The 26,737-nt window shown below is 63.6% G+C and carries 20 protein-coding genes; 9 read left to right on the top strand and 11 right to left on the bottom strand.

The features are described from left to right. Window positions 1-286 precede the first annotated feature (286 nt). From HNQ60_RS15020 to HNQ60_RS15040, 5 genes are all read left to right on the top strand, one after another. Complete coding sequence (locus tag HNQ60_RS15020; protein ID WP_184333159.1) at window positions 287-631, top strand: thioredoxin family protein; 345 nt, start codon at window positions 287-289, stop codon at window positions 629-631. A gap of 184 nt (window positions 632-815) precedes the next feature. Then, a complete protein-coding gene (locus HNQ60_RS15025) occupies window positions 816-3,500 on the top strand; it encodes a hybrid sensor histidine kinase/response regulator (protein WP_184333161.1) in 2,685 nt (894 codons plus the stop codon). 145 nt (window positions 3,501-3,645) lie between these two features. Further along, window positions 3,646-5,370 (top strand): N-acyl-D-amino-acid deacylase family protein, encoded by a 1,725-nt coding sequence (locus HNQ60_RS15030; RefSeq protein WP_184333163.1) that lies wholly within the window; start codon window positions 3,646-3,648, stop codon window positions 5,368-5,370. Between the two features lie 134 nt (window positions 5,371-5,504). Continuing rightward, window positions 5,505-6,668 carry a DUF711 family protein gene (locus HNQ60_RS15035; protein WP_184333165.1) on the top strand — a complete coding sequence of 388 codons (1,164 nt, stop codon included), beginning with the start codon at window positions 5,505-5,507 and terminating at the stop codon, window positions 6,666-6,668. A 68-nt stretch (window positions 6,669-6,736) separates the two neighbouring features. After that, complete coding sequence (locus tag HNQ60_RS15040; protein WP_184333167.1) at window positions 6,737-7,228, top strand: asparaginase domain-containing protein; 492 nt, start codon at window positions 6,737-6,739, stop codon at window positions 7,226-7,228. A 39-nt stretch (window positions 7,229-7,267) separates the two neighbouring features. Here the strand turns inward: HNQ60_RS15040 and HNQ60_RS15045 are convergent, their stop codons facing one another. Then, window positions 7,268-7,930, bottom strand: a complete 663-nt coding sequence (locus HNQ60_RS15045) for a tetratricopeptide repeat protein (protein WP_184333169.1) — start codon at window positions 7,928-7,930, stop codon at window positions 7,268-7,270. After that, window positions 7,930-9,633 (bottom strand): tetratricopeptide repeat protein, encoded by a 1,704-nt coding sequence (locus tag HNQ60_RS15050; protein ID WP_184333171.1) that lies wholly within the window; start codon window positions 9,631-9,633, stop codon window positions 7,930-7,932. Before HNQ60_RS15050 ends, HNQ60_RS15045 begins: the two co-directional genes overlap by 1 nt. A gap of 258 nt (window positions 9,634-9,891) precedes the next feature. Here HNQ60_RS15050 and HNQ60_RS15055 point away from each other — a divergent pair, with 258 nt between their 5' ends. Together HNQ60_RS15055 and HNQ60_RS15060 are read left to right on the top strand one after the other, a co-directional pair. Further along, window positions 9,892-11,577 carry an AMP-binding protein gene (locus HNQ60_RS15055; RefSeq protein ID WP_184333173.1) on the top strand — a complete coding sequence of 562 codons (1,686 nt, stop codon included), beginning with the start codon at window positions 9,892-9,894 and terminating at the stop codon, window positions 11,575-11,577. 197 nt (window positions 11,578-11,774) lie between these two features. Continuing rightward, the gene (locus HNQ60_RS15060; RefSeq protein ID WP_184333175.1) at window positions 11,775-12,107 is read left to right on the top strand and encodes a hypothetical protein; all 333 of its coding nucleotides are present in this window, start codon (window positions 11,775-11,777) and stop codon (window positions 12,105-12,107) included. 42 nt (window positions 12,108-12,149) lie between these two features. Here HNQ60_RS15060 and HNQ60_RS15065 read toward each other — a convergent pair whose 3' ends face one another. Next, window positions 12,150-13,004, bottom strand: a complete 855-nt coding sequence (locus HNQ60_RS15065) for a helix-turn-helix domain-containing protein (protein ID WP_184333177.1) — start codon at window positions 13,002-13,004, stop codon at window positions 12,150-12,152. 463 nt (window positions 13,005-13,467) lie between these two features. Here HNQ60_RS15065 and HNQ60_RS15070 point away from each other — a divergent pair, with 463 nt between their 5' ends. Together HNQ60_RS15070 and HNQ60_RS15075 are read left to right on the top strand one after the other, a co-directional pair. Further along, window positions 13,468-13,998, top strand: coding sequence for a hypothetical protein (locus HNQ60_RS15070; RefSeq protein WP_184333179.1), 531 nt, complete (start codon window positions 13,468-13,470; stop codon window positions 13,996-13,998). 48 nt (window positions 13,999-14,046) lie between these two features. After that, a complete protein-coding gene (locus HNQ60_RS15075; protein WP_184333181.1) occupies window positions 14,047-17,031 on the top strand; it encodes a TonB-dependent receptor domain-containing protein in 2,985 nt (994 codons plus the stop codon). 268 nt (window positions 17,032-17,299) lie between these two features. Here HNQ60_RS15075 and HNQ60_RS15080 read toward each other — a convergent pair whose 3' ends face one another. The 8 genes from HNQ60_RS15080 to HNQ60_RS15115 form a co-directional block, all read right to left on the bottom strand. After that, window positions 17,300-18,358 (bottom strand): alpha/beta fold hydrolase, encoded by a 1,059-nt coding sequence (locus HNQ60_RS15080; protein WP_184333183.1) that lies wholly within the window; start codon window positions 18,356-18,358, stop codon window positions 17,300-17,302. 143 nt (window positions 18,359-18,501) lie between these two features. After that, a complete protein-coding gene (locus tag HNQ60_RS28110) occupies window positions 18,502-20,370 on the bottom strand; it encodes a sensor domain-containing diguanylate cyclase (protein WP_184333185.1) in 1,869 nt (622 codons plus the stop codon). A 24-nt stretch (window positions 20,371-20,394) separates the two neighbouring features. Continuing rightward, entirely contained in the window at window positions 20,395-20,826 is a 432-nt protein-coding gene (locus tag HNQ60_RS15090; protein ID WP_184333187.1) for a hypothetical protein, read from the bottom strand. A gap of 110 nt (window positions 20,827-20,936) precedes the next feature. Next, window positions 20,937-22,295, bottom strand: coding sequence for a GNAT family N-acetyltransferase (locus HNQ60_RS28425; RefSeq protein WP_184333189.1), 1,359 nt, complete (start codon window positions 22,293-22,295; stop codon window positions 20,937-20,939). Window positions 22,296-22,381: 86 nt separating this feature from the next. Beyond that, window positions 22,382-22,621, bottom strand: a complete 240-nt coding sequence (locus HNQ60_RS15100; RefSeq protein WP_184333191.1) for a DUF1653 domain-containing protein — start codon at window positions 22,619-22,621, stop codon at window positions 22,382-22,384. A gap of 3 nt (window positions 22,622-22,624) precedes the next feature. Beyond that, entirely contained in the window at window positions 22,625-24,586 is a 1,962-nt protein-coding gene (locus HNQ60_RS15105; protein ID WP_184333193.1) for a S9 family peptidase, read from the bottom strand. A gap of 155 nt (window positions 24,587-24,741) precedes the next feature. Beyond that, window positions 24,742-24,933: a hypothetical protein gene (locus HNQ60_RS15110; RefSeq protein ID WP_184333195.1), complete on the bottom strand. Its 192-nt coding sequence runs from the start codon at window positions 24,931-24,933 to the stop codon at window positions 24,742-24,744. Between the two features lie 417 nt (window positions 24,934-25,350). Then, complete coding sequence (locus tag HNQ60_RS15115) at window positions 25,351-26,730, bottom strand: sulfite reductase subunit alpha (protein ID WP_221304215.1); 1,380 nt, start codon at window positions 26,728-26,730, stop codon at window positions 25,351-25,353. Window positions 26,731-26,737 lie beyond the last annotated feature (7 nt).

Consider the following 26,737-nt stretch of genomic DNA (forward strand, 5'->3'; position numbering starts at 1 on the left):
CACCCGGAGGAGCCACAGGAGAGGGGGCAGGAGAGCCACTGGGATTGGCCAACCGACTACTGGCGGCTGGCCCACCGGCGGCGCTTCAGAATGAGCCAAAACAGGCGGTTTTTGCTCCGGCCAGGTGGCGGGCTGGCCAGGCAGCCAGGTGGGTCGGTTTGCCGTCCAATTGTTTTTCCCGATCGACGGAATCGTTACCAGAGATTGGTGATCGCCCCCGGCGCCCCGATGATCGGATCTCAGGCCAGGATTTCCCTGTCCGACGGCTATTCATGGAGTCTTTGCAATGAGCCATCCGAACATCATCCCCGTCACCGATGCCAGTTTTGACACTCAGGTGCTCGGTGCCGAGGGTCCGGTGCTGGTGAAGTTCGAGGCCGACTGGTGCGGCCCGTGCCAGGCGATGAAGCCGATGATCCACGATCTGGCCGAGCAGTACGGCGATCGCCTCACGATCGCGACCGTGGACATCGACCAGAACAACCGGACGCCGCATCGGTTTGGCGTGCGTGGCGTGCCCACTGTCATCCTTTTCGACAAGGGGCAGATCGTGGGCCAGAAGGTCGGTCTGCCGCGCAAGGCGGACCTTGCAGGCCTGATCGAAAGCCGGCTGAGCCAGTCCGCGGCATAACATTTGCCTGAAGGGGCACGTGTGGCCCGCATCCGGTGGCGATGACGCCGCCGGATGCGGATGAAAAGTTTTGTGCCACGGAAAGTGCTGAGGCGCGCTGCGCTGGGTATGGGTAGTAGGATTCGGCAACAGCGGAAGCGAATCCAACAAGGTCCCCCAGAACATCTCAGTGGGCAACGGCACCGTGAAGTCTTCCGGCCGGTCGGTCGACGATACGCCTCTGCGTGTCAGGTTGGCTTCGTTGCCTCACGCCGCGTGCGTCATCGATGCCGAAGGGCGGGTGCTCGCGAGCAACGCGAAAGCACGGCGCACGTTTCGCCGTCGCGGCGAGGCGCTCGGTGATCGGCCCATCACCGATTTCATTCCCGACATCGCAGTGCGCGATCTCATCGACGCAAGCAGTATTCCCGGTTCGAAGCGGCGAGAGCTCCACGGCGTGTGGCCCGACGGCACCCGATTCCCGCTGGGCATCCGGTTTGCGCGCATTCGCTACCGCCAAACGAATGCGTTGCTGCTCACGCTGACCGATCTCACACGTCGCAAGCTCCTGGAAGCCAACGAACGCGACAGCCGCTACGGCTTTCGTCAGCTCGCACAGGCGTTTCCGCAAATTCTCTGGACCTGTCATCCCGACGGATCGGCGGAGTACTTCGGTCCGCAGTGGATCACGTTCACCGGCGCGGCACTGGAAGAGCAGCTCGGTCGAGGCTGGTTCCGGCATGTCCACGAAGAGCATCGCGCGGCGCTGGAGCGGGACTGGAGTGCCGCGGTCGCTGCTGTTCAGACACTGAAGACCGAGTTCCAGGTGCGTCATCACGAAGGTCACTACCACTGGTTCGAGGCGACCCTCGTGCCCGTGCGCGACCGCGAGCACACGCTCGTGCGCTGGATCGGCATCATGAACGACATCCACGAGGCGCGGCTGAATCGCATGGCGCTCATCGAGGAACGCGATCGCTTTGCAAAGCTCGTCGCCAGCGCGCCCGGCGCCATCTATTCGTTCCGGCTGCGACCCGATGGCTCGGCTCACTTTCCATTGGCGAGTGTCGGCATCAAGGATCTGGTCGGGCTGACCGAGGAGGAGCTGCAGGCGGATGCCGCGCCAAACTCGGATCGCATCCACGCGGACGACCAGGCGCGGATCAATCGTTCGATTGCCGAGTCCGCGCGCACGCTCGTGCCGTGGCGCAACGAATGGCGCGTGCGTCATCCGGAGAAAGGCGAGATCTGGGTCGAGGCGCACGCAGTTCCTACGCGCGAGCCCGATGGCGGCACGCTGTGGTACGGCCTCATGATCGATGTAACGCAGCGCAAGCATGCCGAAGAAGAGCTGCGGCGGTCACAGGCGCGCTTGCAGGCCGCCGTCATGGCGAGCGGCATCGGCACTTACATCTGGGATGCGGTGAGCGGTCGCCTCTGGTGGGACGACGTGCTGCTCAAGCTCTTCGATCGCACGCGCGAAGAGATCGAGCAGGGCGGTATCGAAGGCGCCGCGCAGTTCGTGCAGCCGGAAGATCGCGCCCTGGTGTTCAAGTCGATGATCCCCGTGCGCGAAGGCAAGATCGACACGATCAACGTCGAGTACCGCTCGCTGCGCCACGATGGTGAGCTGCAGTGGGTCGCGGCGACGGGCCGCGTCGACCGCGATGCTCAAGGCCAGATCACGCGCATGACCGGCGCATGCATGGACATCACCGCGCGAAAGCGAGCCGAGGAAGCACAGCGCAACTCGCAGAAAATCGAAGCGCTCGGCACGCTGGCCGGCGGTATCGCGCATGACTTCAACAATCTGCTGCTCGCGATCGCGGGCAATGCCCGGCTCGCGATGGATGAGCTGAATGCGGCTCATCCCGCCCGACGCAATATCGAGGAGATCGAGACCGCGGGTGCACGGGCATCGGACCTCGTTCATCGGATACTCGCCTTCAGTCACCAGAGCGAACCGCGCCGCGCCATTATCGAGCTCAAGCCCACGGTCGAGGAAGCGTTGCGGCTGCTGCGCGCAACGCTCCCGGCGATGATCAAGATCCAGTCGCGGTTCTCCGCGGACACCCCGCCGGTGAATGCGGACTCGACCCAGATCCACCAGATCATCATGAATCTCGTGACCAACTCGGCGCACGCGATCGGCGATGACGGCGGGACGATTGCCGTGGAGATCGATCGCGTGCACGCCGGCAACGGCAGCCTCGATATCCCGGGTGACATCGCTCCGGGTGTTCATGCGCGCATTCGCGTGGCCGATACGGGTTGCGGGATGGACCGCGGAACGCTCGATCGCATCTTCGATCCCTTCTTCACGACCAAGCCGGTCGGGCAGGGGACCGGCCTCGGATTGAGCGTCGTGCATGGCATCGTGCGCAGTCACGAAGGCGCGATTACCGTCGAGAGCGAGCCCGATCGCGGCAGCATGTTCAGCGTGTATCTGCCTGCATCGACGCGACCGGTCGACCGCGTCGAAACACCGGTGACAACCGTCGAGCGAGGGCGCGGACAGCGCGTCATGTACGTCGATGACGAAGATGCACTTGTATACCTGCTGACGCGGACCCTGCAGCGTCTCGGCTACGAGGTCGTCGGCTTCAACGATCCAGGACAGGCGCTGCAGGCCTTTCAGGAAAACCCCGCAGGCTTCGATGTCATCGTCACGGATGTCGCGATGCCCGGAATGTCGGGCTTTCACCTGGCGCGGGCGCTGCTCGACGTTCGCGCCGACATTCCGATCGTCATGACCTCGGGCTACGTGCGTCCGCAGGATCGCGAAGCGGCGCAGAAGATCGGCGTGCGCGACCTGATTCTCAAGCCGGACACCCTGGAAGAGCTGGGGCGGACGCTCGAACAGTTGTTCCGGCAACACCAGTCCTCCTGATACCCGCCGCCCCGATGGGGCGTTTTGCGCCGGCAACCTGCTAGAGTCCATTCCTTCGTTTTCGGGAGGAAGGTTCGTGCGCCGCTTCAACGAAACCCCAATTTCGTCACTCCCGCGAACGCGGGAGTCCATTCCACTCAGCCAGATGGATTCCCGCCTTCGCGGGAATGACGGAGAAGCGCTCGCAAACTGCCTGCGAGCCGCGGTGCTCGGCGTCGCCTGCCTCCTTGTCGCCGGACCCGCAACGAGCGCCGAGTCCGTCGATCTGCTGATCCGCAACGGTCTCGTGTTCGACGGACACGGAAACGCTCCGGTGCATGGCGATGTGGCCGTGCGCGGTGGACGTGTCGTCGCGGTCGGTGCGCTGAAGGATTACCAGGCCGAAAAGCAGGTCGACGCTCGTGGGCTCGCGGTCGCGCCGGGCTTCATCAACGTACTGTCGTGGGCGCCCGAATCGCTGTTGCACGACGGTCGCGGGATGAGCGACATCAAGCAGGGCGTCACGCTCGAGATCTTCGGCGAGGGCAATTCGTATGGTCCCGTCAACGACGTGATCCGCGAGGAAATGATCAAGACGCAGGGCGACATCCGCTACGACGTCACCTGGAAGTCCCTCGATGATTTCCTGACGACGCTGACGAAGCGCGGTGTGTCGCCGAACGTCGCGTCGTTCATCGGTGCTACGACGGTGCGTGAGTACGTGCTCGGCTTCGCGGATCGTCCCCCTTCGCCGGCCGAGCTCAAACAGATGCAGGAGCTCGTGCGCGAAGCGATGCGCGACGGTGCGCTCGGGGTCGGCAGTTCGCTGATCTATGCGCCGGCCGCTTACGCGAAGACGGATGAGCTCGTCGCGCTCGCCAGCGCGGCAGGCGAATTCAATGGCGCATACATCTCCCACATGCGCAGCGAAGGCGATCGTTTTCTCGAAGCGCTCGATGAGCTGATCCAGATTTCGCGCGAAGGCAAGGTGCACGGCGAGATCTATCACCTCAAGGCCGCCGGCGAAAAGAACTGGCCGAAGATGTCGCAGGCGATCGCGAAGATCGAAGCGGCCCGCAAGCAGGGGCTGAGCATCGCTGCGAACATGTATGCCTACCCGGCGGGTGCCACGGGACTCGACGCGGCGATGCCGCCGTGGGTGCAGGAGGGCGGGCTCGATGCGTGGATCGATCGGTTGCAGCAACCCGCGATCCGGGAGCGCGTCATTCGCGAGATGAAGACGCCCGCCAAGGATTGGGAGAGCCTGTTCCTCGCAGCGGGGTCACCCGATCGCGTGCTGCTGATCGGCTTCAAGAACGACAAGCTCAAGCCGCTCACCGGCAAGACACTGGCCGAGGTGGCGCGCATGCGCGGCAAGTCTGCGGAGGAGACGGCGATCGACCTCGTGATCGAAGACCGCACGCGAGTCTCTACGGCCTATTTCCTCATGTCGGAGGAGAACGTGACGCTGGGATTGTCGCAGCCGTGGGTCAGCCTCGGATCGGACGCGGATGCACCGGCGACGGAGGGCGTGTTCCTCAAGAGCAACTCGCATCCGCGCGCTTACGGCAATTTCGCGCGGTTCCTGGGGCTGTACGTGCGTGAGAAGAAGGTGACGACGCTGCCCGATGCCATTCGCCGCATGACGCATCTGCCGGCGCTCAACTTCAAGCTGAAGGATCGGGGTTGTCTCGAGAAGGGCTGCTACGCCGACATCGTCATCTTCGATCCGGCCACGATCGCGGATCATTCGACGTTCGCCGATCCGCATCGGTATTCGACCGGTGTCGCTCATGTGTTCGTGAACGGCATTCAGGTGCTGCGCGACGGCCAACACACTGGCGCCACGCCGGGTCAGGTGGTGCGAGGTCCGGGCTGGAAGGGGGAGTGAACTTTCACGCCGTCACTCCCGCGAACGCGGGAGTCCATCCGTAACACCGCATGCTGTCGCGCCGCCACCTGCTCCTCGGCTTGCCGATTCTGGCAACCGCAGCCGTGGCGGCCAATGAATCGAGGACTACCCGTTTGAGCCAGAACAGACCGCTACGCATCCGGACGATCACGGCCGGCGTCGAACTGGAAAATGCATCGCAGCTCGACCGGATCGAACGCGCCGTGTCCGTTCTTCAGCGAGGTCGCAAGCACTTCGAGGAAGCCGGTTACGAAGTCCAGACGACGCGCGTCGCGACGAACCCGTTCCTCGCCTCGCTCGATGCGGCCGCGCGCGACCGACAATTGCCGCTGCTCGAGAAGTTGGATCAGCTGGTCAGCGAAAGCGGCGTGATTGCGAGCGTAGGGCCGGTGATCGACGCGGATCGTGCTGACGATGCTTTCGGGTTCTGGGCCGCTGAGCTCGTTCGCCGGACGCGCTCCGTCAGCTTCTCCGCGAACATCGCCTCCGAATCGATTCATCCGCGGACGTCACTGGCGGCAGCTCGGGCGATGGTGACGCTGTCCACCGCGATTCCGAACGGGCTGGGTAACTTCCGTTTCGCTGCGGCAGCGAACATTCCTGCCGGCACGCCTTTCTTTCCGGTCGCTTGGCATCGCGGCGCGGAGTCGATAGCGATCGGTGTCGAGTCAGCTGCCATCGTCGAGGACGCCTTCCGCGAGGCGAAGAGTGCCGATGCGACAAGAGTGTTGCGCGAAACGATGACAAAGGCGCTGCGTCCCATCGAGACGCTGGCGCAGCAGTTCGCGCAGCGCGAAGGACGCGACTACCTGGGAATCGACAGCTCACCCGCGCCGCTGAAGGATCGAAGCATCGCCGCTGCAATCGAAGCACTGATCGGTGGGCCCTTCGGCACGGCGTCGACGCTGGAGGCCTGTTCGATCATCACCGCGGCGATCAAGTCGCTCGACGTGAAGACTTGCGGCTATTCGGGCCTGATGCTTCCGGTGCTGGAAGATCCGGTGCTGGCGCAGCGGGCAGGAGAGGGACGTTTCGGTATTCGCGACCTGCTGCTGTATTCGAGCGTCTGCGGCACCGGGCTGGATGTCGTTCCAATTCCTGGTGACACGCCCGTCGAGGCCGTAGCCGGATTGCTCCGGGACGTCGCAGCGCTGTCGGTGCGACTCAAGAAGGCGCTGTCAGCCCGCTTGTTCCTCGTGCCCGAAAAGCGCGTGGGCGAAATAGCCCGCTTCACCGACCCATTGCTTACTGATTGCACTGTGATGAAGCTGGACTAAGGTAGTGGCGTCCCTACGCGTCCAGTAAACTCGCGCCCCGTCACCCGTCACCCGTCACCCAGCCTCCAATGTCCCCCGAACCCATCGCCATCGTCACCACCGGTGGCACGATCGACAAGGCCTACTTCGACTCGCTCTCCACCTATCAGGTCGGCGAGACGATGGTTGCGAGCCTGCTTCGGGTGGCCCGGGTAACGCATCCGTTCAAGGTCGTCGAGCTGTTGCGCAAGGACAGTCTCGAGCTGACGGACGACGATCGCGAGCAGTTGAGGGCCACGGTTGCCGGTATCGATTCGCACCGGGTCGTGATCACTCACGGCACGGACACCATGACGGACTCCGCGGCGGTGCTCGCCACGATTCCCGGCAAAACGATCGTCCTCACAGGGGCGCTTGCACCGGCCCGATTCGCGGAGAGCGACGCGACCTTCAATCTCGGCATGGCGTTCGCCGCCACGCAGACGCTGGCGCCGGGCGTTTATATCGCAATGAACGGCCAGGTGTTCCGTGGCGACGCTGTCCGTAAGGATCGCCAGCAGGGGCAGTTCGTGTCGCGCTAAGTGCTCTGCGTGAACTGCGTGTGAAATCGTCTTCCGGGTCTACCAGCTCGAGACGGCGCCGGAATCTGTCGTGACGGGCGGGCGTGTGGCGATCCACGCTTTCAGATCGGTCGCCGTCTGTTGATGCCTCGCGTCGGACTCGTTCTCCATTGCCCAGCGCTGCATCGCCGCGAGGAGCTTGGCGGCCTGATTGGGGGCAATCGCGTACAGCCGCAAGTAGTTGAACTTTGCGTCGTCGATACGGTTCAGGCCGAGGTACGCCTGGCCCTGGTACTCGATCGCATGCGGATAGTCGGGGTTGATGCGCAAGGCCTCGGCATAGGCTTTGAGCGATGCGTCGTAGCGTCCCAGCTTTCGGTTCGCGTAGCCGATGTACGTATGGGCCTCGTGCATCAAAGGATCCTGGCGCGTAGCTTCGTTGAAACGTTTCAGGGCCGCCTTGTACGCGGACTGTGCTTCGCGCTCGATCTTTCTCTGCTCACCACGATCCGTGGTTTGTGCGATAGCTGCGTCCAGCGCATCGGCTCGCTGGATATCCGCGTAGCCTGCGTTGTAGGCGTCGATAGCAGAGAGTTCTGGCGCTCCCGACTGCGGCGGCTTGTCGATCCAGCGATAGGCCCCCGGACCGTCGGCATGAGCGGCGGCCGCCGCAATCAGCAGGATTGCAGCGGCCGACCGGAACGCATGAACGTGCTTCGCCATCAGAAGCGTGACGCCGTCAGAGTGATGTCGGAGTTCGCCCAGGCCTTCTTGAACTCGGCATCGACTGCCTTGGCTTCGTCGTTCTTGTTCTGCGCGCGCAAGGCCTGCGACAGGCCGAACAGGGCCCAGCCGTTCTTCGGGTTGCGGGTCAGATCTTCCCAGTAGACTGTTTCCGCTTCGGCGGGACGGCCGGCTTCCAGCAGGACTGCGCCGAGTGAATGACGAGTCGGGTAGTGCCAGTCATCCGGCTCGGTGTAGATCAGCGCGTCGTGGTAACGAACGGCACGATCGAGATGCGCGACGGCGCTGTCGTACTTCTTCTGTGCCGCATCGAGCTCGCCGCTCAGCACTTCGATGGCGATGCGCAGGACGGAGTCCGCAAGGTTCAGCGACATGGAGGAGGGCGTTGCGATCAGCTGCGGATCGGCCGCGATTTTCGACAGTGCAGCCAGCTCCTTGTTCGCAGCCGCATAGTCCTGCTTGCGGGTGAAGGCCATCCCGCGCGAGTAGTGACGCACACCCTGCGCGAACATCGCATCCGGTGGTGCCGGCAGCGCGAGGATCTCATCCCACTTGCCGAAGCGAACCAGCGCGTAGTCGGGGACGAGCTTGAACGTCTGCAGGATCGGAACTTCCTTCACCGCTGCGTCCGGAACCGACGACGCGGTCTTCTTCGCGGAGTCGATCGCGAGCTTGCTCTGGCCGCTCATCGTCGACGCGAACCACAGGAAGTGGACGTTGTGCGGATAGTAGGCGAGCGGATAAATGCCCTGCGCCTTGCACTGAGTGATGTAGTCCTCGTCCGCGAGGATCGCCATCTGATTCGCCTTCACCGCGTCCTGATAGCGGCCGATGCGCTGGAACAAATGGCCGGGCATATGGACGAGATGGCCCGCGGCCGGTGCGAGTGGCAGGAGTCGATCCGCTGCACCCTCGGCGCGTTCCGGCGTCGTGCTGCCTTCCCACAGGTGGATCGCGTAGTGCAGCGCGCCCGGATGCACCGGATTCGCGGCGATCACGCCTTCGATCGCTGCAACGATCTCTGGAGTTTCATCGTACGGACGACCGTCGCGGGTCCAGTAGTTCCACGGGCGCAGGTCCATCAGCGACTCGGCGTAGATCGTCGCCGCGTCCTGGTCCTTCGGATACTTCTGGTGAAGCATGCGCATCGCGCCAGCGAATGCCTGGTCGGCGGCACGACGATCTTCCGGCTTGCCTGTGTAGCGGGCGGCGAGGGCATCGATGTAGTCGCGCTCGACCGGCGAAGCCTTTGGCTTCAGCGCGGTCGCCTTGCGAATGAACGCGAGCGCCTTCGGTTCCTCTTCCGGCGCCATCGGCGCATTGATGTTCGGGCCCAGGACCAGCGCCTGGCCCCACGACGCCATGGCGCAGTTCGGGTCGAGGCGCGCGGCTTCCGCGAACGCACGGCCCGCCTCGGCATGATTGAAGCCGTAGGTGAGATTGAGCCCCTGGTTGATGAACGGCATCGCGGCCTGCGAGCAGCTCGTCACGGCGGAGAACTGGTGGGTGCCAACGTTCTGCAACCGCGGCGCGATGGCGCCGGTTGCCGAAGGCGTATCGAACGATTCGGTCTGTTCGTAGTGCTTGTGGACGGGCACCTGGGCCTGAGCACTCAGGCTCGCGGCCAGGAGGACATGAGCGGCGGCGATTCGGATCGTAGAGCGAGGCAGATGGGCACGCATGACGGTCTCCCCAAACGGATAGCGTGATTCGACGGGAATGCTGCGGATCCCGGCCGCCTTCGTACGCCCGTCGTCTGTGCGAATCAAGACGCGTCGCACCCTGCTGCGAAGGATCCCCATCGAAACGATCTTGAGAGCCGTACCTTACGCCCGCATCAGGCCACAGCGGGTTCTTTGTCCCCACTTTAGTCAGTGACGCGGTGGCGCAGTGCGGTGGCGTATAGTCAGCCGCGGCCTTCGACAGGGGGGAGATGACGAATGGCACTCAGCTACGTATGCGGGACCGGCGATGAGCCTTTGCTCTACAAGACCGTTGCCGCCGTACTCGAAGATGCGGCGGCGCAATGGCCCGACCGCGACGCATTGGTCGTGCGGCAGCAGGGCATTCGCTGGTCCTGGCGAGAGCTGAATCAGGCCGCCGAGCGAGTGGCGGCAGGACTGGTTCGCCTCGGCCTCGTGCCCGGCGACCGGGTGGGGATCTGGTCGCCGAATCGGGTCGAATGGATCGTCACGCAGTTTGCGACCGCCAAAGCCGGCCTGATTCTCGTCAATATCAACCCTGCCTACCGGTTGTCGGAGCTCGAATTTTCCCTCAACAAGGTCGGGTGCAAGGCGCTCGTCGTCGCGCCGGCCTTCAAATCGAGCAACTACCTGCAGATGCTCGCCCAGCTGGCACCGGAGCTGGATGGAGCGACGGCTGGCGCGTTGAAACTGGCGCGCCTGCCTGCGATGCAGGTGCTCATCGCGATGAGTGAATCACCGCCGCCGGGCTTCCTGTCGTACGAATCGGTGGAGAAGTCGGGCCGGCCCGAGGACTACGCGCGGCTCGCGCAGTTGCGCGAAGAACTGCAGCCGGAGCAGGCCATCAACATCCAGTTCACGAGCGGCACGACGGGCTTGCCCAAGGGCGCAACGCTCACGCACCACAACATCGTCAACAACGGCTACTTCGTCGCTCGGCGGCAAGAGCTGACGGAGCGGGATCGGATGTGCATTCCCGTACCGCTCTATCACTGCTTCGGCATGGTGATGGGCGTGCTCGGGTGCGCGACGCATGGTGCGGCGATGGTGTTTCCCGCCGAGGCTTTCGATGCCGCGGAAGTCCTCAAGGCGGTCAGCGAGGAACGGTGCACGTCGCTCTATGGAGTTCCGACGATGTTCATCGCGGTGCTCGATCATCCGCAGTTCGCGACGTTCGACCGCAGCTCGCTTCGAACCGGCGTCATGGCCGGTGCGCCGTGTCCCGTCGAGGTGATGAAACGAGTGGTCGCCGATCTGCACATGCCGGAGGTGACGATCGGCTACGGAATGACGGAAACGAGCCCGGTCAGCTTCCAGAGTCGCAGCGATGACTCGATCGAGCGGCGCGTCTCGACTGTCGGCACGATTCACCCGCATGTCGAGGTCAAGATCGTCGACGAAGCGGGCAAGGTCGTGCCGGTCGGAGAGCGCGGAGAACTCCTGACTCGCGGCTACAGTGTGATGCTCGGTTATTGGGACGATGCGCAGAAGACATCGGAATCCGTGGATTCTCGAGGGTGGATGCACACCGGCGATCTCGCGACGCTCGATCCGGCCGGCTACTGCAACATCGTCGGCCGCGTGAAGGACCTCATCATCCGCGGCGGCGAGAACATCTCTCCCCGCGAGATCGAGGAGTTCCTCTACCAGCATCCGAAAATCCAGGACGTCCAGGTGTTCGGCATTCCGGATGCACGCTACGGCGAGGTCGTGTGCGCGTGGATCCGGGCGCGAGAGAAGGGCAGTTGCAACGCCGAGGAGATCGTCGCGTTCTGTCGCGAGAACATCGCGCATTTCAAGGTGCCGCAGCACATCCGTTTCGTGGACGAGTTTCCGATGACTGTCACGGGAAAGATCCAGAAGTTCGTCATGCGCGAACGGATGATGGAGGAACTGGCGGTACGGGAGGAGCGAACGGCCTGATCGACGGCGGCGCCTCCCGGGCCCTGTCTTTGGCGAGTGAGCCAGGCTGACTGAAGTACTGTTCGCCGGCGAATGTGGTCGACCGCGGCCCCTCTCGCGGAAAATCTTCACGCGGACTTCACGCAGTGGCGTACGCCGATCTCACGGTCAGCACGGATGCTGTGAGCCGTCGATGACGACAATTCACTGGAGCCCGTATGAATATTCTCGTGCAGTCCCGCGCATTGCGTGGGACGGTGGCAACGATTGCGTTGCTCGTTTCCTTCTCTGCGGCGGCCGCGATTTCACACGGTCCGCGCGCGCAGTACCCTGTCTACCGCACCGATGCATCCGACGTGTTCGTATCGGAGCCGCGTCACCACACAGCGGGTCCTCGCGACACGATTCTGTTGCTTCGTGCTGAAGAAGGCGTTCGATTCGCGGCGTTGCGGATTCAGCCGGAAGATCTGCAGGCTGGCTCGGCACGCAGTGAGTGTGCGGAGTATCGCCTCGTCGGTCCGCGGAACACCGTGCGGACCTGCAGCCGCTGATTCGAGTTCGCGCGGCGCCAGGGCGCCGCGCGACTGCGATGCCTATGCTTCAGGCTGCCTGCGCACCGCGGCCGGTGTCATTCCGAGGATCTTCCTCATGTGCCGGGCAAGATGGCTCTGATGCGCGAAGCCAGTAGCGAACGCCACCTGCGTGATAGAGAGCGACTCTTCCTGCAGCAGTTCCTTCGCCCGCTCGACGCGGCGTCGCAGGATGTACTGGTGAACGGGAACGCCCGTCGAGCGCCGGAACAGCGTTTTCAGATGAGAGACGCTCATGTCGGCGACGGCGGCGATCTCGGCGAGGGACAGATCGCTCTCGAGGTTGTCTTCGATGTGAGTGACGAGATGCTTCAGCTTGCTCGCGCTCAGACCGCCGCGCGGATCGCGCATCGGCAGTGAACGCACGTTGTGACGCTGCAAGAGTCGGGTCGCGAGCGCGGTCCCCAGGCTCTCCCTGAACAGCCGTCCGCCGGTGTTGCCGGCTTCGATGTCGGCTTTCAACGCCCAGCCGATGTGCTCGATGTGCGGATCGCGAAGCTGAAAGCGATCGGCGAGCTCGACGTGTCCCGGATCCATCTCCAGCTGCGACGCTACCGCCTGGAGAAGAGCGCGAGGAACCACCATCACGAGCAGCGATCCCGCCTGCTTCGTCTCCCATGAGCAACGCGTGTCGGCTGGGATGATGTCGAGGTCACCGGCGACTTCGCGGCCGCGACGCGTGCGCCCGTTGCGCATGCAGATCGTTTCCACCGATGGCCCGAGGAACATGCAGATCACGGGGTTGGGGCTCGGATTCATTTCCGTCACGCCGGGCTGGAATGCCTTGATCTCGGCATGGATCAGCCGCTGCGTGGAGGTGCTTTCGTTGGTCCGAGGGGACTGCGCGATGGAGTTCATGAGGGCTGCACCGTCGACTGGAGGGATCGGGGTGTCAGGAGAATACAACGAGGGGCCGCGAGCAGCGCCAGAGACCCGAAAAGCTCCTTCGTCCAATCCTGCTTCGTCATAGCCGTTCGTGCGTCGCGCGGATTTCTGTATACGCCGCTGTGGTTCCCGCGGCACAGCCGCCGTTTTCGGACGCGACACCGCGGCGCGCGCGAACGCCGGAGAAACTGCAGCCGCGGTGCAGTGAAAATGCGCTGAGCAATTGATGCCACAGCGCACCTCGCGCTACACGGTCCGCATTCCGTCCACTCGAGCGCAACGTTCGTCGGCTCGACACAACAAATCTCCCGCGCGCAGGCAAAGGCAGGTCAATCACCAGATCGGGTGCTGTGACGTCTGATCGTGCGCGCGTAGCAGGCGTCCGTGACTCGACCATGCGTGCGGCACGAATCCCACAACGGGCCGGGAGACGCACGTGATAACGAGAAACGAATCGATCGGAATGGAGGCGCTCGGCGCTCCGCGCGATGCGGCGGGAGCAACGAAGGTGCGAGCCATCATCTGGGGAACCCTCGTCGCGGGAACGCTGGATATCTGCGCGGCGATCCTGACGTGGCTGATGCGCGACGTCGCACCGCCGCGAGTCCTGCAGGGTGTTGCCGCGGGATTGCTGGGGAGGGATTCGTTCTCCGGCGGAGCACCCACTGCCGCGCTCGGCCTGTTCCTGCACTTCTCGATCATGAGCGTGATCGTGACGCTCTTCGTTCTCGCCGCGAGTCGCTCCGCGCGGCTCATTCCTTCGCGTCTGTTGCCCGCGATCGTCGTCGGACTCGCGTACGGCATCACCGTCTATCTCGTCATGACCTATGTCGTGGTTCCGCTTTCCGCGGCAGTGGGGCGTCCGCCCACGCTCGCGCAATTCGTTCAGGGCGTCATCGTCCACATGCTGTGCGTGGGTGTGCCGATCGCGCTGATAACCCGTCGCGTGCTCCGCCAGGACGCGTGATTTCCGCTTGAGACAACAACTATCCCTCGCGCAGGAGGAGTTACAGCAATGTCCATCAACAGTCCCATTCGGCGCGCAGTTCGCTGCGCGCTGTTGAGTGGCACCGCCACTCTATCGTCGCTCGCGTTGCCAGCGCTGGCCGCCGACGACACGATCCAGGAGATCGTCGTGACGGGGTCGCGTATCGCGGCGCCCAACATGACGAGCATCAGCCCGGTGACCGCAATGAGCGCGGACGACATCGTGTCGAGCGGCAAAGTGCGCGTCGAAGACATCATCAACCAGTTGCCGCAGGCGATGGCGGCGCAGGGGTCGATGATTTCGAACGGCTCGACAGGTACGGCAACGGTCGACCTGCGCGGCTTGAATGCGAAGCGAACGCTCGTGCTGATCAATGGCCGGCGCCTCATGCCGGGCAATCCGGACAGCGCTCCCGGCGCAAATTCAGGAGCACCCGATCTGAATCAGATCCCGCGCTCGCTGATCGAGCGCGTGGAGGTCCTGACGGGCGGGGCATCGTCGGTTTACGGCGCGGACGCTGTCGCCGGCGTCGTCAACTTCATCATGAACACGCGCTTCGAAGGCGTGAAGCTCGAAGCGAACTACAGCTTCTACAACCACGAGAACGACAATCCGGTCGCCGACATCGTCAGTGCGAAGGGCTACCAGCTGCCCGAGAGCTCGGTCAACACGGGCTATTCGAAGGATTTTTCGTTCGTGATGGGCTCGAACTTCGCGGACGATCGCGGCAACGCGACGTTCTACGCAACCTACCGGGAGGTCGATCCGGTGTTGCAGGGCGACTATGACTTCAGTGCCTGCACGTTCAACTCCGGCGACGCCTTCACCTGCGGCGGTTCCTCGACGACGAGCCCGACGCGCATGCAGGTCCGCAACCCGCTCACCGGCAGCCTCGCGAACAATGTGATCCTGGACCCGAATGCAGCGGGCGGCCTGCGGCCTTACTCGAGCGCCACCGACGCGTACAACTTCGGCCCGCTCAACTTCTATCAGCGGCCGGACGAACGCTACACGGCGGGCGTCTTCATGGATATGGACGTCGCCGACAACCAGAACGTGTACGGCGAGTTCATGTTCATGAAGGACCGCTCGGTCGCGCAGATCGCGCCCAGTGGCATCTTCAACCAGGAATTCACCGTTCCGTGCAATCACCCGTACTTCACGCCGGCTGAGCAGCAGGTGTTCTGCGGCCAGTACGGGCTGTCGACGGCGCCTGCTTCGACGGACACCGTCAATATCCGTATCGGCAAGCGCAACATCGAAGGCGGTCCGCGGCAGAGCGATATCGGTCACGAAGCGTATCGGGTCGTGCTCGGTCTGCGCGGCGACATCAACGACACGTGGTCGTACGACGTCTACGGGCAGTACGGCCAGACGGAGTTGTCAGCCGTCGCAACCAACGATTTCTCGGTGACACGCATCGGCCGCTCGCTCAACGCCGTGCGCGACGGGAACGGCAACGTCGTTTGTCAGTCGGTTCTCGACGGCAGCGATCCGGCCTGCGTCCCCTACAACCCCTTCCAGCTCACCGGCATCACGCAGGATCAGATCGACTACCTGCAGATCCCGCTGGTGCAGAAGGGCACGACGACCGAGCGGGTCGTGAACGCCTCGGTCACCGGCGATTTCTCGAACAGCATCAAGTTGCCGACGGCGCAGTCAGGCCTGATGGTGAACTTCGGTGTCGAATGGCGTGAAGAGCTGTCGGAGCTGTTGCCTGACGCTGCGCTGCAGTCGGGCGATGGCGCGGGACAGGGCGGTCCAACGACACCGGTCGATGGCGGCTACATCGCGAAAGACCTGTTCGCCGAAGCGCGCATGGCGCTCATCGAGGACAAGCCGCTTGCGCACAGCCTTTCGGCGGAAGCGGGCTATCGCTACTCCGACTACAGCCTCGATTTCACGACCGACACGTACAAGCTCGGTCTCGAGTGGAGCCCGATCGAGGATATCCGGGCCCGTGCGAGCTACCAGCGTTCGGTTCGCGTGCCGAACGTGACGGAGCTGTACGGAGTGCAGGCAGTCGGCTTGCAGGGAAGCATCGATCTTTGCGCCACGGACGTGAGCGATGGTGAAGCACCAGGACTCTCGTTCGAGGAATGCGCGCGTACCGGCGTGACTGCGGCCAACTACGGCAACATCCAGGAGAACCCGGCAGCGCAGTACAACGGCTTTATCGGCGGCAATCCGGATCTGCAGCCCGAGACGGCGGACACGCTGTCGTTCGGTCTGGCCTTCCAGCCGTCGTTCATCCCGGGACTACGTCTGCAGGTCGACTACTTCGATATCGCCATCGAGGATGCGATCCAGAATCCGAACGCGGATTTCACGCTGCTGATGTGCGCGCGAACCGGCGATCCCGCGACTTGCGCTCGCGTGCAACGTGACGCGGACGGCTCGCTCTGGCAATCCAACAACGGGTTCATCGTCGACACGTTCGAGAACATCGGCGAGATCTCGACCTCGGGTATCGACTTCGATGTGTCCTACCAGTTCGATGTCGGCAACAGCGGCGGACGGCTCGCGTTCGACTTCGTCGGCACGTTGCTGGAGTCGCTCGAGTTCACGCCGCAAACGGGTGTGACGTACGACTGTGCCGGCCTGTACGGCACGATCTGCGGCGTGCCGGCTCCGGAGTGGCGCCACAAGTTCGATACGACCTGGCGCATGCCCTGGGGCGGCGTGGATCTGACGCTGAGCTGGCGCTACTACGACGCGGTGAGCCGCGACGCGGAGGACAGCAACGAGTTCCTGTCGTTCCTCGGGCAGGTCGAGGGTGTGCTGCCGACCGATTCGACGCTCGGCAGCCGCAGCTACATCGACCTGACGGGCTCCGTGACCGTCGCCGACCGCTACACGTTCCGTCTCGGCGTCAACAACCTGTTCGACAAGGATCCGCCGCTGAACGGTTCGAGCTCATGCCCGACCGGTCCGTGCAACGGCAATACCTGGCCGCAGGTGTACGACTCGCTCGGCAGGCAGATCTTCGGCCTGGTGACGATCGACTTCTGAGGCAACCCTTTTTTTGGGGGGGAGGAGCCGGCGGGAACCCCAGAGACCCGCCGGCTCCGTCTTGAGCCACTTCAGATTCACTGAATTGGAATACGTCCGGGCTTCCCGGCGTTGCCAATGGACGGCGGGCTGCGACCCGCCGTCTTTCTTTGGAAGCGGATAGCGGATGGTGACTATCACGCGGCTCCGACTGTGGGTCCGGCTTTAGCCGGACGTCATCGCGCCAGCGATCGCTGTCATTCCCGCGCACGCGGGAATCCATCCGGTCTCAACCACCTTTCTGAATCTTTCCGCCTGGTGCCGAGAGCATCAGTTTCACGAGCTCTTCCGTGATCTTCGGCTCCAGGCCTTCAGTGTGGCCTTTGTCGAGTCGCACTACGTCCACTACGACGCGTCCGTCCTTGCAGTTCGGAAACGCGGAGATATTGGCTTTACCTCCTGACGGCAGCAGGCCCCATGCGGAGTTCAGCTCGTTCAAGCGACTGCTGTCGTAAACGTAGCCGGGCTTCGTATCGGCGATTTCGACCGGTGCCGAGCGTGCGCCGCACGAATACTTCTTCGCCCACTCAGACGCATCGGGAACGCCCTTGTCGTCCACTTCGCGCTGACCGGTTGCGTAGATGTGGGAGATGTCGGCGTCGGGCGGTTCACGCAGTGCTGCCGCGGCTGCTGCCATCGCCGTCATTGCGGACGAATCCATCGCTGTCGTCGCGGATGCGGAGCGTGGCGGGCCGAAGCTCGCGGCGCGTCCCGGCTGGCCGCCGAGGCGTCCGCCGGAAAGACTCAGCCAGCCATCCACCTTGTTCTTGAAGAAGTCGGTGCGCACGAGGCGGTTGGACGTCATGCCGCCCTGCGAATGGCCGACGAGCCAGAACGCCTTGATGTTGTCGCGGCCGATCTGCTCGATCACCGAATTGACGATGTTCTGCAGGTACTTGTCATCGACCTCCGTCCATCTACGGATGGGGGAGTTCGGCGTGGCGATCACGAGCCGGTACTTGTCCTTGAGGTCCATGATCGGGAAGTAATGGCGCTGCCAGTTCCCGTACGAGCCGCCGCCGTGCAGGCTGAGAATGAAAGTGACTTTCTCGCCCGGCTTCAGGTCGCACGGATAGTCGAGGAAGTAGGGACGGCGCGTTTCCATTTCGACGATGGGACCCTGGTTGATCACCATCGTGCCCGCGCACTCACTGTCGGGACAGTGCAGGGCGGGTGGAGTAGGGCAGGTGGCGCCGAACCGGATCGTCTTGTCCTGCGCGAACGCGGGCCCGGTCAGTCCGCAGGCGAGTGCAAAGAAGGTGAGCCATCGAAGGCGAAGCGTGAGCATGTGATTCCCCCTGTCGTTCCGTTTCGTTGTGCCGAACGTTTTCAACGGGAGGAGCATAGGAGCGCTGCACTGCGCTTCGCAGCCGTCTTGGCGCTTCTTGATGTTCTATACCGCGAAACCGACCCGCGAATCGCGTGGCCGAGCTATTCCGGCTGCTTCGCGAGATCCTGGGTAAACCGATCCCGCGATGCACGGAAGCGCCCGGTGGTCGTCATCGAGGAGAAGAAGCCGCTGAGAGAGGAGTCGTACGCGACCACGCGATTGCGGCCCGCGTGCTTCCCCTGATAGAGCGCAGCGTCCGCATTGGCGAGCAGCTGCCGCAGCTCGTAACCGCAGGACGCGGTGGTTTCCACACCGAAGCTGGCGGAGAGGCTGATTTCCCGTCCGTCGTGAAGGAGCACGAGATCGGCGACCGCCCGCCGCAGCTGTTCGCAGCGTTCGCGGGCCGCTTCCAGCGTGCAGCCAGGCAGCAGCACGCCGAATTCTTCGCCGCCGACGCGGCCGAGGACATCGCCGGTTCGCAGGTGCGTGCGGAAGGCCGCTACGACCTGTTTGAGCGCGGCATCGCCAGCGGCATGCCCGTACTGGTCGTTGATCGCCTTGAAGTGATCGAGGTCGCACAGAACGACACAGACTTCCTGGTCCATCTTCTGGCTCGCTGCCAGCGTGCTGACGGCGAGCTCGATGAAATGCGGCCGGTTCGAGATGCCCGTCAACCCGTCGACCTGCGACAGCTTCATGAAATGCAGCTGCGAGCGCTTGGTCTTGTAGGCGAAGAAGATGATGAACGCCACCAGCATGAGCAGCAGCGCGATATAGAGCCGGCTGGCTTCGACCGCTTTCTTGTCGAGGGCCTGCTGCAGCTGGAGCACTTCGTTCTGCTTGTTCAGCGCGTCGATCTGGAACTGGTTGGCGAGAGATTGGTGCTTGACCTTCTCGTAAGCGAACTGGCGCGCGCTCAGTTCATCGAGATAGCCTTTGTCCGCGGCAGCGTATTTTTCGTGATACTCGAGGGCAGCGGCGAGGTCCCCGCGTTCACGCGCCAGCAGGTAGAGCAGTCGGTAGCTCGGCAGCAGGGGTTCGACGAATCCTTCCTGGGTCGAGTTGTCGATCGCACTGAGGGCGTACTTGCGCACGAGATCGGGCTTGCCCATCTCCCGGTAGATCCGCGCCAACAGCGAGTCATACAGGGAGATCAGCGGTTTGTAGCCGGTCTTGTCGATCTCCTCGCGCCGGCCGTCGAGCAATGCCAGGGCGAGATCGTGCCGGCTGAGGCGCAGGTAGTTGTCGGCGGCATACACGCGAATGAAGTTCGCACGGCCGAGATCGCCGATGCGGGTGCACGCGTCGATCGTGTCTTCCATTTCTTCGGCGGACGGCTCTACCCGGGCCGCCTTGTAGATGGCTTCGAGCTTCAGCCGGCCGCCGCGACAGGTGCCGAGGCCCGCCCAGTTCTCCTGGACGATCTGGTCCGCGTATTTGATGGCGATGTCGTCCAGTCCCACCTGCGCGTACAGGACTGCCGCGACACCGAGACCTTGCTGGCGCGCCGCGGGGTCGGTGATCTCCGGCAACAGGTGGAGGAGTTCCTCGAGCCGGGCAAAGGCTTCTTCGTAGCGCCTCGAAATGCTCAGCACATTCGTGATTGTCGCGAGCGCGCGGAAACGCAGGGTCGGCTCCGCGTCGGTCTCGAGCAGGCTGCGCAGCATGGGAATCGCGACGGGATAGTCCGCGGAATACGCGGCTGCCCATGCCTTCAGGTATTGCAGGCGATGCAGCTGCGGCGGCGGCAGCGATCCGCTGCGACGGTCGACATCCGAGAGAATCGAGACGAATGCGGGATGATCTATCGACTTGAGGCGGTCCGCCTTGCCCAGCAGATCGTCGATCTCATCGGCGCCGGCCGTGGCGCCGGCCAGGACGAGCAATAGCGACAGGACAAGACCGCGCGGCGACAGTCGCCACGCGGTCCTGTTGTGCCCTGGCAGCAGCGGTTTTCGCTTGCTGGTCACGGTACGTGCCTGTCGACAACGGTCCTACTTCTTGCGGCTGGCTTTCTTCTTGCCACCGCCTTTCTTCTTGCTGGCTTTTTTCTTGCTGCTCTTCTTCTTGACGCCACCCTTCTTGGGTGCCGGCTTCTTTGGTGCCTTCTTCTTGCCGCCGCCCTTCTTCTTGCCGCCCTTCTTCTTTCTGCGGGGCGCGCTGGCCGGCTTGCCGCCGTCATCGGGCGGAGTCGGCGGTGCGCCAGGTTCCTCGCCGCCGTCTTCCGGCGCTTCGAGCGACGCGAAAACGTTCGCGCTGGCGCCCATCAGTTCTTCGAGATCGCGCTGGTCCTGGCTCAGCAGCGCTTCGCGCGCCGCAGTGCCGATGCCGGCCGTTTCCATGGCGCGTACCAGATCTTCGCCGGAGCTGCCGCGCAGTTGCGCGTCGCTGCCCATCTTCTCCAGAAACTCGATCAGCGTTGTCATGTAGTTGTTTCCTGTTCTTGAGTGGGAAGGTCGTTCAATGCTACGCCGTCATCAAAACATCGCTGTCCGTTCCGTCCGGGTCTCTCCATGTCAGCGGCAATGTTTTCCGATCACGCATGGATCGTGACTTGTTCATGCTGAGTGCGCCGGGAATTCTGTGCTGGAACCGACGTGCGTGCAATGGACCACGTCGCCGTGGAGTCGGTGATCTCGCACTCGCTGAAACCGACCGACTGCAGGATCGCAGTCATCGGCGCATTCGCGGGTGCCGTCCGTGCGAAGACTCGCGCAATTGCCGGTTGCATGAGTGCGTGCCTGACGAGCCCGTCGAAAGCTTCGCGCCCGTACCCCCGGCCGCGTGCTTCGGTTCGAAGGATGATGCCCGCCTCGATCTCCCGGATAAGGGATTTCGAGCGGTTGAAGCCGCAGAAACCCAGGGTTTCTCCGCTGGCACCGTCCACGACCGCATAGGACCGCCAGGCCTGCGACGGCTCACGGCTCATGCGCAGTGCCTTGCCGAAACTTCTCAACGCCGTGGCTCGCGTCAGCACCGGTCCAATGAGCTGCATGGTCGAAGGGTCCGAATAGAGAGTGCAGAAGAGCTCCCGATCGCATTCGTCGATGAGGCGCATGCGCAGGCGGTCCGTCGAGAACGCTGCTGAGTTCTCTCCCGCTGTGTCTTTTTTCGAGCGGTCCAGCCGTGAGAGCTTGCGGCGCAACTCCGTGTTGGGCTCCAGTGCGCGTGCGGGCGGTATGACCAGCGTGAAATGGATGTCGAGATCTGCCTTCGGCAGGTCGCGCAGCTTCATGCGATCCATGCGCGGCCGCTGCGTCGGCAGCGTCGCCGCCTTGTAGGCGATGACTTCGTGGTTGCCGTCGTAGTCGGGGCTCAGCAGATCGACGAGGACTTGCCGGTACTCGGCGCCAGTGGAGAAACGGGTGACGGACTGGTCGCCCGCAATGCCGATCTGCCAGAGGATGAGATACGCCGACGGGTCGATGCGGCGGCGGTAGAACATGAACTGACTGGCTTCGTAGTGTGCGCAGCCGACTTCGCCGGGATCGATCCCGAGGTCCGCATAGAGGCAGTCCTCCGCGGAGACGCCCGGTTCCATGTGCGCGTCGAAGCCTTCGCCGCGGGCGACCGCAACCGCCTTACGCGGCGGCAGGGCGAAAACAGTGGGGTGACCGTAGAACGCGCCGCAGACCTTCTTGCCCGCGCGAACCTCGGTCATCATGGCTTCGACCATCTCACGATAGGTTTCCGTGCGCGGCTTGCCTTCACGGTAGTACTGCTGGAGGCTGCGTACGTCCGGGTGCATCTGCGCGATCCACAGCTCCATGACGCCGTCGGAAAGCCCGGTGAAGACGACGTCGGCCTGTTCGATGTAGCTGCGGCAGAGCGGGGTGAGATGCGATCCGAGCGTCATGCCGACGCCGACACAGACCAGACTGCCTCGCTTGGACATGGACCCGGATTTCCGCCGTGTTGTTCGAATGCGATCAGTGTGAGTGTGCGCGAGCTTCGTGACAAGCCGTGGTCACGTGAAGCACCTCACGCCTTTGCGGCATTCCCTGAAGCGTCTTCGAGATATGCGAATCGCGGCACCTTCCGCCCGTCGCGCTCGATGATCTCCGTGAACATCGCGAGGGGCCTGACCCACAAGCCACGCTCGCCGTAGAGGGCGCGATACACCACGACTTCCTGCTCGGTTTCCGAGTCGCGAGCGACGCCGAGGACTTCGTACTCGTTGCCTTTGAAATGACGGTAGCGGCCGGGGCGCAGGGTGGCCATCGGCTACTCCCCTTTGCCTGATGCGACGCCGAAGAGCCTTGCGAGAAACACCGTCTCGACCTCGCGGCGCAGGTCGTTGTTGGGCTTCTTCATGAAGCCGTGCCCCTCATCGGCGAACACGACGTACCAGGCTTCGACGCCATTGGCCCGGATGCCGGCGACCACCTGGTCCGATTCGGATTTCGGCACTCTGGGATCGTTGGCGCCCTGCATGACCAGCATCGGCTTGGTGATCTTCTTCACGTTGGCGAGCGGGGAGATGCGCTTGAAGACTGCCTGCATCTTCGGGTCCCGCTCATCGCCGTACTCGGCCCGGCGATTGTCGCGGCGATAACTCTCGGTGTTCTTCAGGAAGGAGCTGAAGTCGCTGATGCCGTAGCGCTCGACGCCGCCGACCAGGCGATCGGCGTAGTGCGTCATTACCGCGAGCGACATGTATCCGCCATAGGACTGGCCGTACACCGCGACACGGTCCTTATCGAGCCCCGGCTGCTGCGAGATCCAGTCGAGCAGGGCGCCGATATCCTTCACGCTGTCTTCGCGCTTCTCCGCGTTATCGAGATTGAGATAGCGCTTGCCGTAGCCCGCGCTGCCGCGGACATTGGGCAGGATGACCGTCGCGCCGAGCACGTCGGCGAAGTACTGGGCTCCGGGATTCCATGAAGGCCGCGTCTGCGATTCGGGGCCGCCATGAATGTCGATGATGACCGGCGTACGCGCATCGGCTGCGATCCGCCGGGGCCGATAGACGAAGGCCGACACGGTCAGATCGTCGAACGACTTGAATCTCTCCAGCCGCGGTTCGGCGAGCGCCGCGGGATCGAGCTCGCCCAGCTCGGAAGTCGTCCACCGGGTCAGTTTTCCGGCAGCGAGATCCCAGGCCCAGACATCGCCGGGGCTGTTCGACGTCGAGAAGCCCAGTGCAAGGTGTTTGCCATCGGGCGAGAAGCCCATGTCGGCCAGTACGCCCCGCGGCAGTTCCGGTGCGTTCAGGGTCCGGTCGCTCGCAACTTCGCGGACGATGACGCGTGAATAGCCTTCTTCATTGATCGCATAGGCGATGAGGCGGCCGTCGGGCGACAGCTTGAAGGTCTCGACATCCCACTTGAGATCGGGAGTCAGCACGGTCATCCGTCCATCCGCGATGTCGATGCGCGCGAGGCGCAGTACATCGCTGTCCCGATCGGTGCGGACGATGATGCTCCGGCCATCCGGTGTGAAGCGGGAATCGGCGTAGAGCGCTTTGCCTTTCGGCGGCGTCAGTTCCTTCGTCGTGCCTGACTGGGTATCCAGCAGCAGTATTCGCGATTCGCGGTTCGACAGGCCGCGGGTGAGCAGCACCCAGCGTTTGTCGGCGGAGATATCGGTGGGGCCAGTGCTCCCCGGCTCGCGATGAATGGCGCGAGCCGAAGCAGGATTCGCAGGATCGGCGCTGTAGATCGTGTATTCGCTGGAGCCTTTGGTCGCTTGCGACCAGACGAGCACCTTGCCGTCGCTGCTCACCACCGGTGATTGATTGCGCGTGCCTGGCTGTGTGAGCAAGGTCGGCGTGCCGGCGAGTCCCATTGCATAGAGCTGGAACCATTCGTCGCCGCCCGTATCGCGGCTCAGGATGAAACGGTTCGTTCCGGGGATGGTCGTTGCGCCGGCCACCGGCTCATTGAAGAACGTGATCTGGGTTCTGTCGCTGCCGGGCGCGGCGACGCGATGAATCTGCTGGGTTGCGCCGAAGCGAGTCGCGACGAGCAGCGATCCGTCCGCAAGCCAGTCCTGGAACAGGGCAGCACGATAGTTCTGGTATTGCTGGACCGTAGCGCGCGTTCCGGCGGGAATTTCCGGGACGCTTTCGAGGCTCGCCGCGCCGATCTGCCGAGTGGCCCCGGGAGTGGTCGCAGATGCGTGCGAGAGAGCGGGAACGAGCGCCGCAACGGCGCAGAGCGCGACGACGGGAGAGATAAGGCGCATTCGGACAACCTCGCTGAACGTGCGATTCGAAGTCCGCGGACGTTAGCAGATTCGTTCCGACGCGCCCGGAAGCTTGAGGATTCCCCTGAATGCCCCGGGACTCGCGTACCCGATACGGGCACGCGATGCTCTTGGGTTCAAGCGAGGATCGCGGCTCAGCGGGATGCAGCGATTCGCTTCGTTTCCGAGGGGGGCTCGATCAGCCAGCCGTTGGAAGGCTGCCACCCGGCGAGCTCGCGGCGTCGCCGCTGCCACGCTTCTTCCAGCGCTTTGGCCGCTTCCGGCAGCGCGAGGGGAATGGAGCTCGAAGGACGGAACATCTGCGATGTCGTAGCCAAGCTGCTCATGTACGTGCCCTGACCAGTGGGTGGGTAGCTCGCTGCAAAGACTCCGGAGACGTCTTCACGGTTCCATCGCGGCGTTCCTTTCCATTGCGGTCGAGCGCGTCCGCCGCCAGGGCGAAGGCTACCGCCGCGATGAAAAGCACCCCAAGGACCGTTCCGACGATCAACCTTGCCGCTATTCCCAACATTGCCTTGCCCATTGCTCACAAGACCCACCTGCAGATTAGCCAGCGAGCCACCGATGATCATCGGGCCTCGCGGCATGACATTGATGCCGGCTGGCCACGAGTGGCGTGGGCAGCCGATCAGTGGGGCGCAGTGTGGCGGGCCGAGTCCACGAAAACATCGCTCTTTCGAGCCATGCGAGGGGTAACTAAAGAGAGGGGAGGCTGAAACTTTGTAGCCAGCTGATCGGCTGCTTCAATACACATCCCGTCGATATCGCCCTTCGACGGTCAACTGCTCCACCAGATCCGCGCCAAGGATCTGATGCAGAGCCGCATCGACGGCGGGGGCCATGCCCTGGAGGCTTCCGCATACGTAAACGGACGCGCCTGCAGCAATCCATGCGCGCACCAAGGGGGCGCGCTCGATCAATTGATGCTGCACGTAACGTCGTTCGGGCTGATCGCGCGAGAAGACGAGGTCGAGAATTTCGATCCGGGCTTCGCGTTGCCACAGATCGAGGTCGTTGCCGAAAAACCGGTCACGGTCCTCATTGCGCTCGCCGAAGATGAGCCAGTTCCGGAAATGGCCTGCCGCGACGCGCGCCTTGAGCAGGGATCGCAGGCCCGCGATGCCTGTGCCGTTGCCGATGAAGATCGAGGGACGATCATCGGCTGGGGCATGGAAGTTGGTGTTGGGTCGAATGCGCAGCGCGATGTCGTCGCCGATCGCGGCCTGTTGAATCAGCCAGCCGCTGCCGAGTCCGGGTTGACCATCGGGCCGCTGCATCTGCCGGATGAGCAATTCGACCGCACCATCCGTGGGCACCGATGCGATCGAGTATTCCCTGTGCGGCAGGGCGGCTCCATCGGTCCAGGTCGAATTGCGAGGATCGATCTCCGCGATATCGCCGGCATGCCATTGCGGTTGCACGTTGTCGCCGGGGGTGAGCGTGACGAGCCAGCACGGATCGCCTGCGCTGCCGGGATTGATGAGCTTCCGGTCAGCCAGTCGCCAGCGTTCGTAGCGCGGCGTCTCCCAATCCGCGAGATCGGGTTTGCCGCTGAGAACGCTCAACTGGTGTTGCCAGTGGCGCAGCGCTCCTTCGTCGCCGTTGTCGACTTCCACGACGTCGAACATGGGCGTCGCGCCCTGATGCCGCAGCCACGCATCGAGGCGATGGCCGAACGCGCAGAAGTTGTCGTACTCGCGATCGCCCAATGCGAGCACGGCGTAGCGCAGGTTCGATAGCGGGAGCTGGCGGCTCAGCGAATCGCGAACGAATCGTGCTGCCGGGTCAGGTGCGTCGCCTTCACCGGTCGTGCTGACGACGAACAGGGCTTGCGACACGGTCGGCAGATCATCGGCAGTCAGATCGGCGAGAGAGGCGACGGAAGCGGTGCCGAGCGATTTCGCGGTCTGACCGGCGAGCTGTTCGGCAAAGCCGGTCTGGCTCGCGTAGGCAACGAGCGTCGAAGTGCTGGCGGTCCGGGCATCCCGCACACCGTCGATCGACGGCCGCGATCCGCGTCGTGCAGGACGCAGGCACCAGAAGGTGAAGATGATATACGCGACGAGAATGCACGCCGCGATGGTCAGGCGTGCCGTGCCGATCGCTTCGATTGCCGTGAGCACAGTCGGA

Source organism: Povalibacter uvarum, from assembly GCF_014202975.1.
In the GTDB taxonomy this organism is placed as follows: Bacteria; Pseudomonadota; Gammaproteobacteria; order Steroidobacterales; family Steroidobacteraceae; genus Steroidobacter; species Steroidobacter uvarum.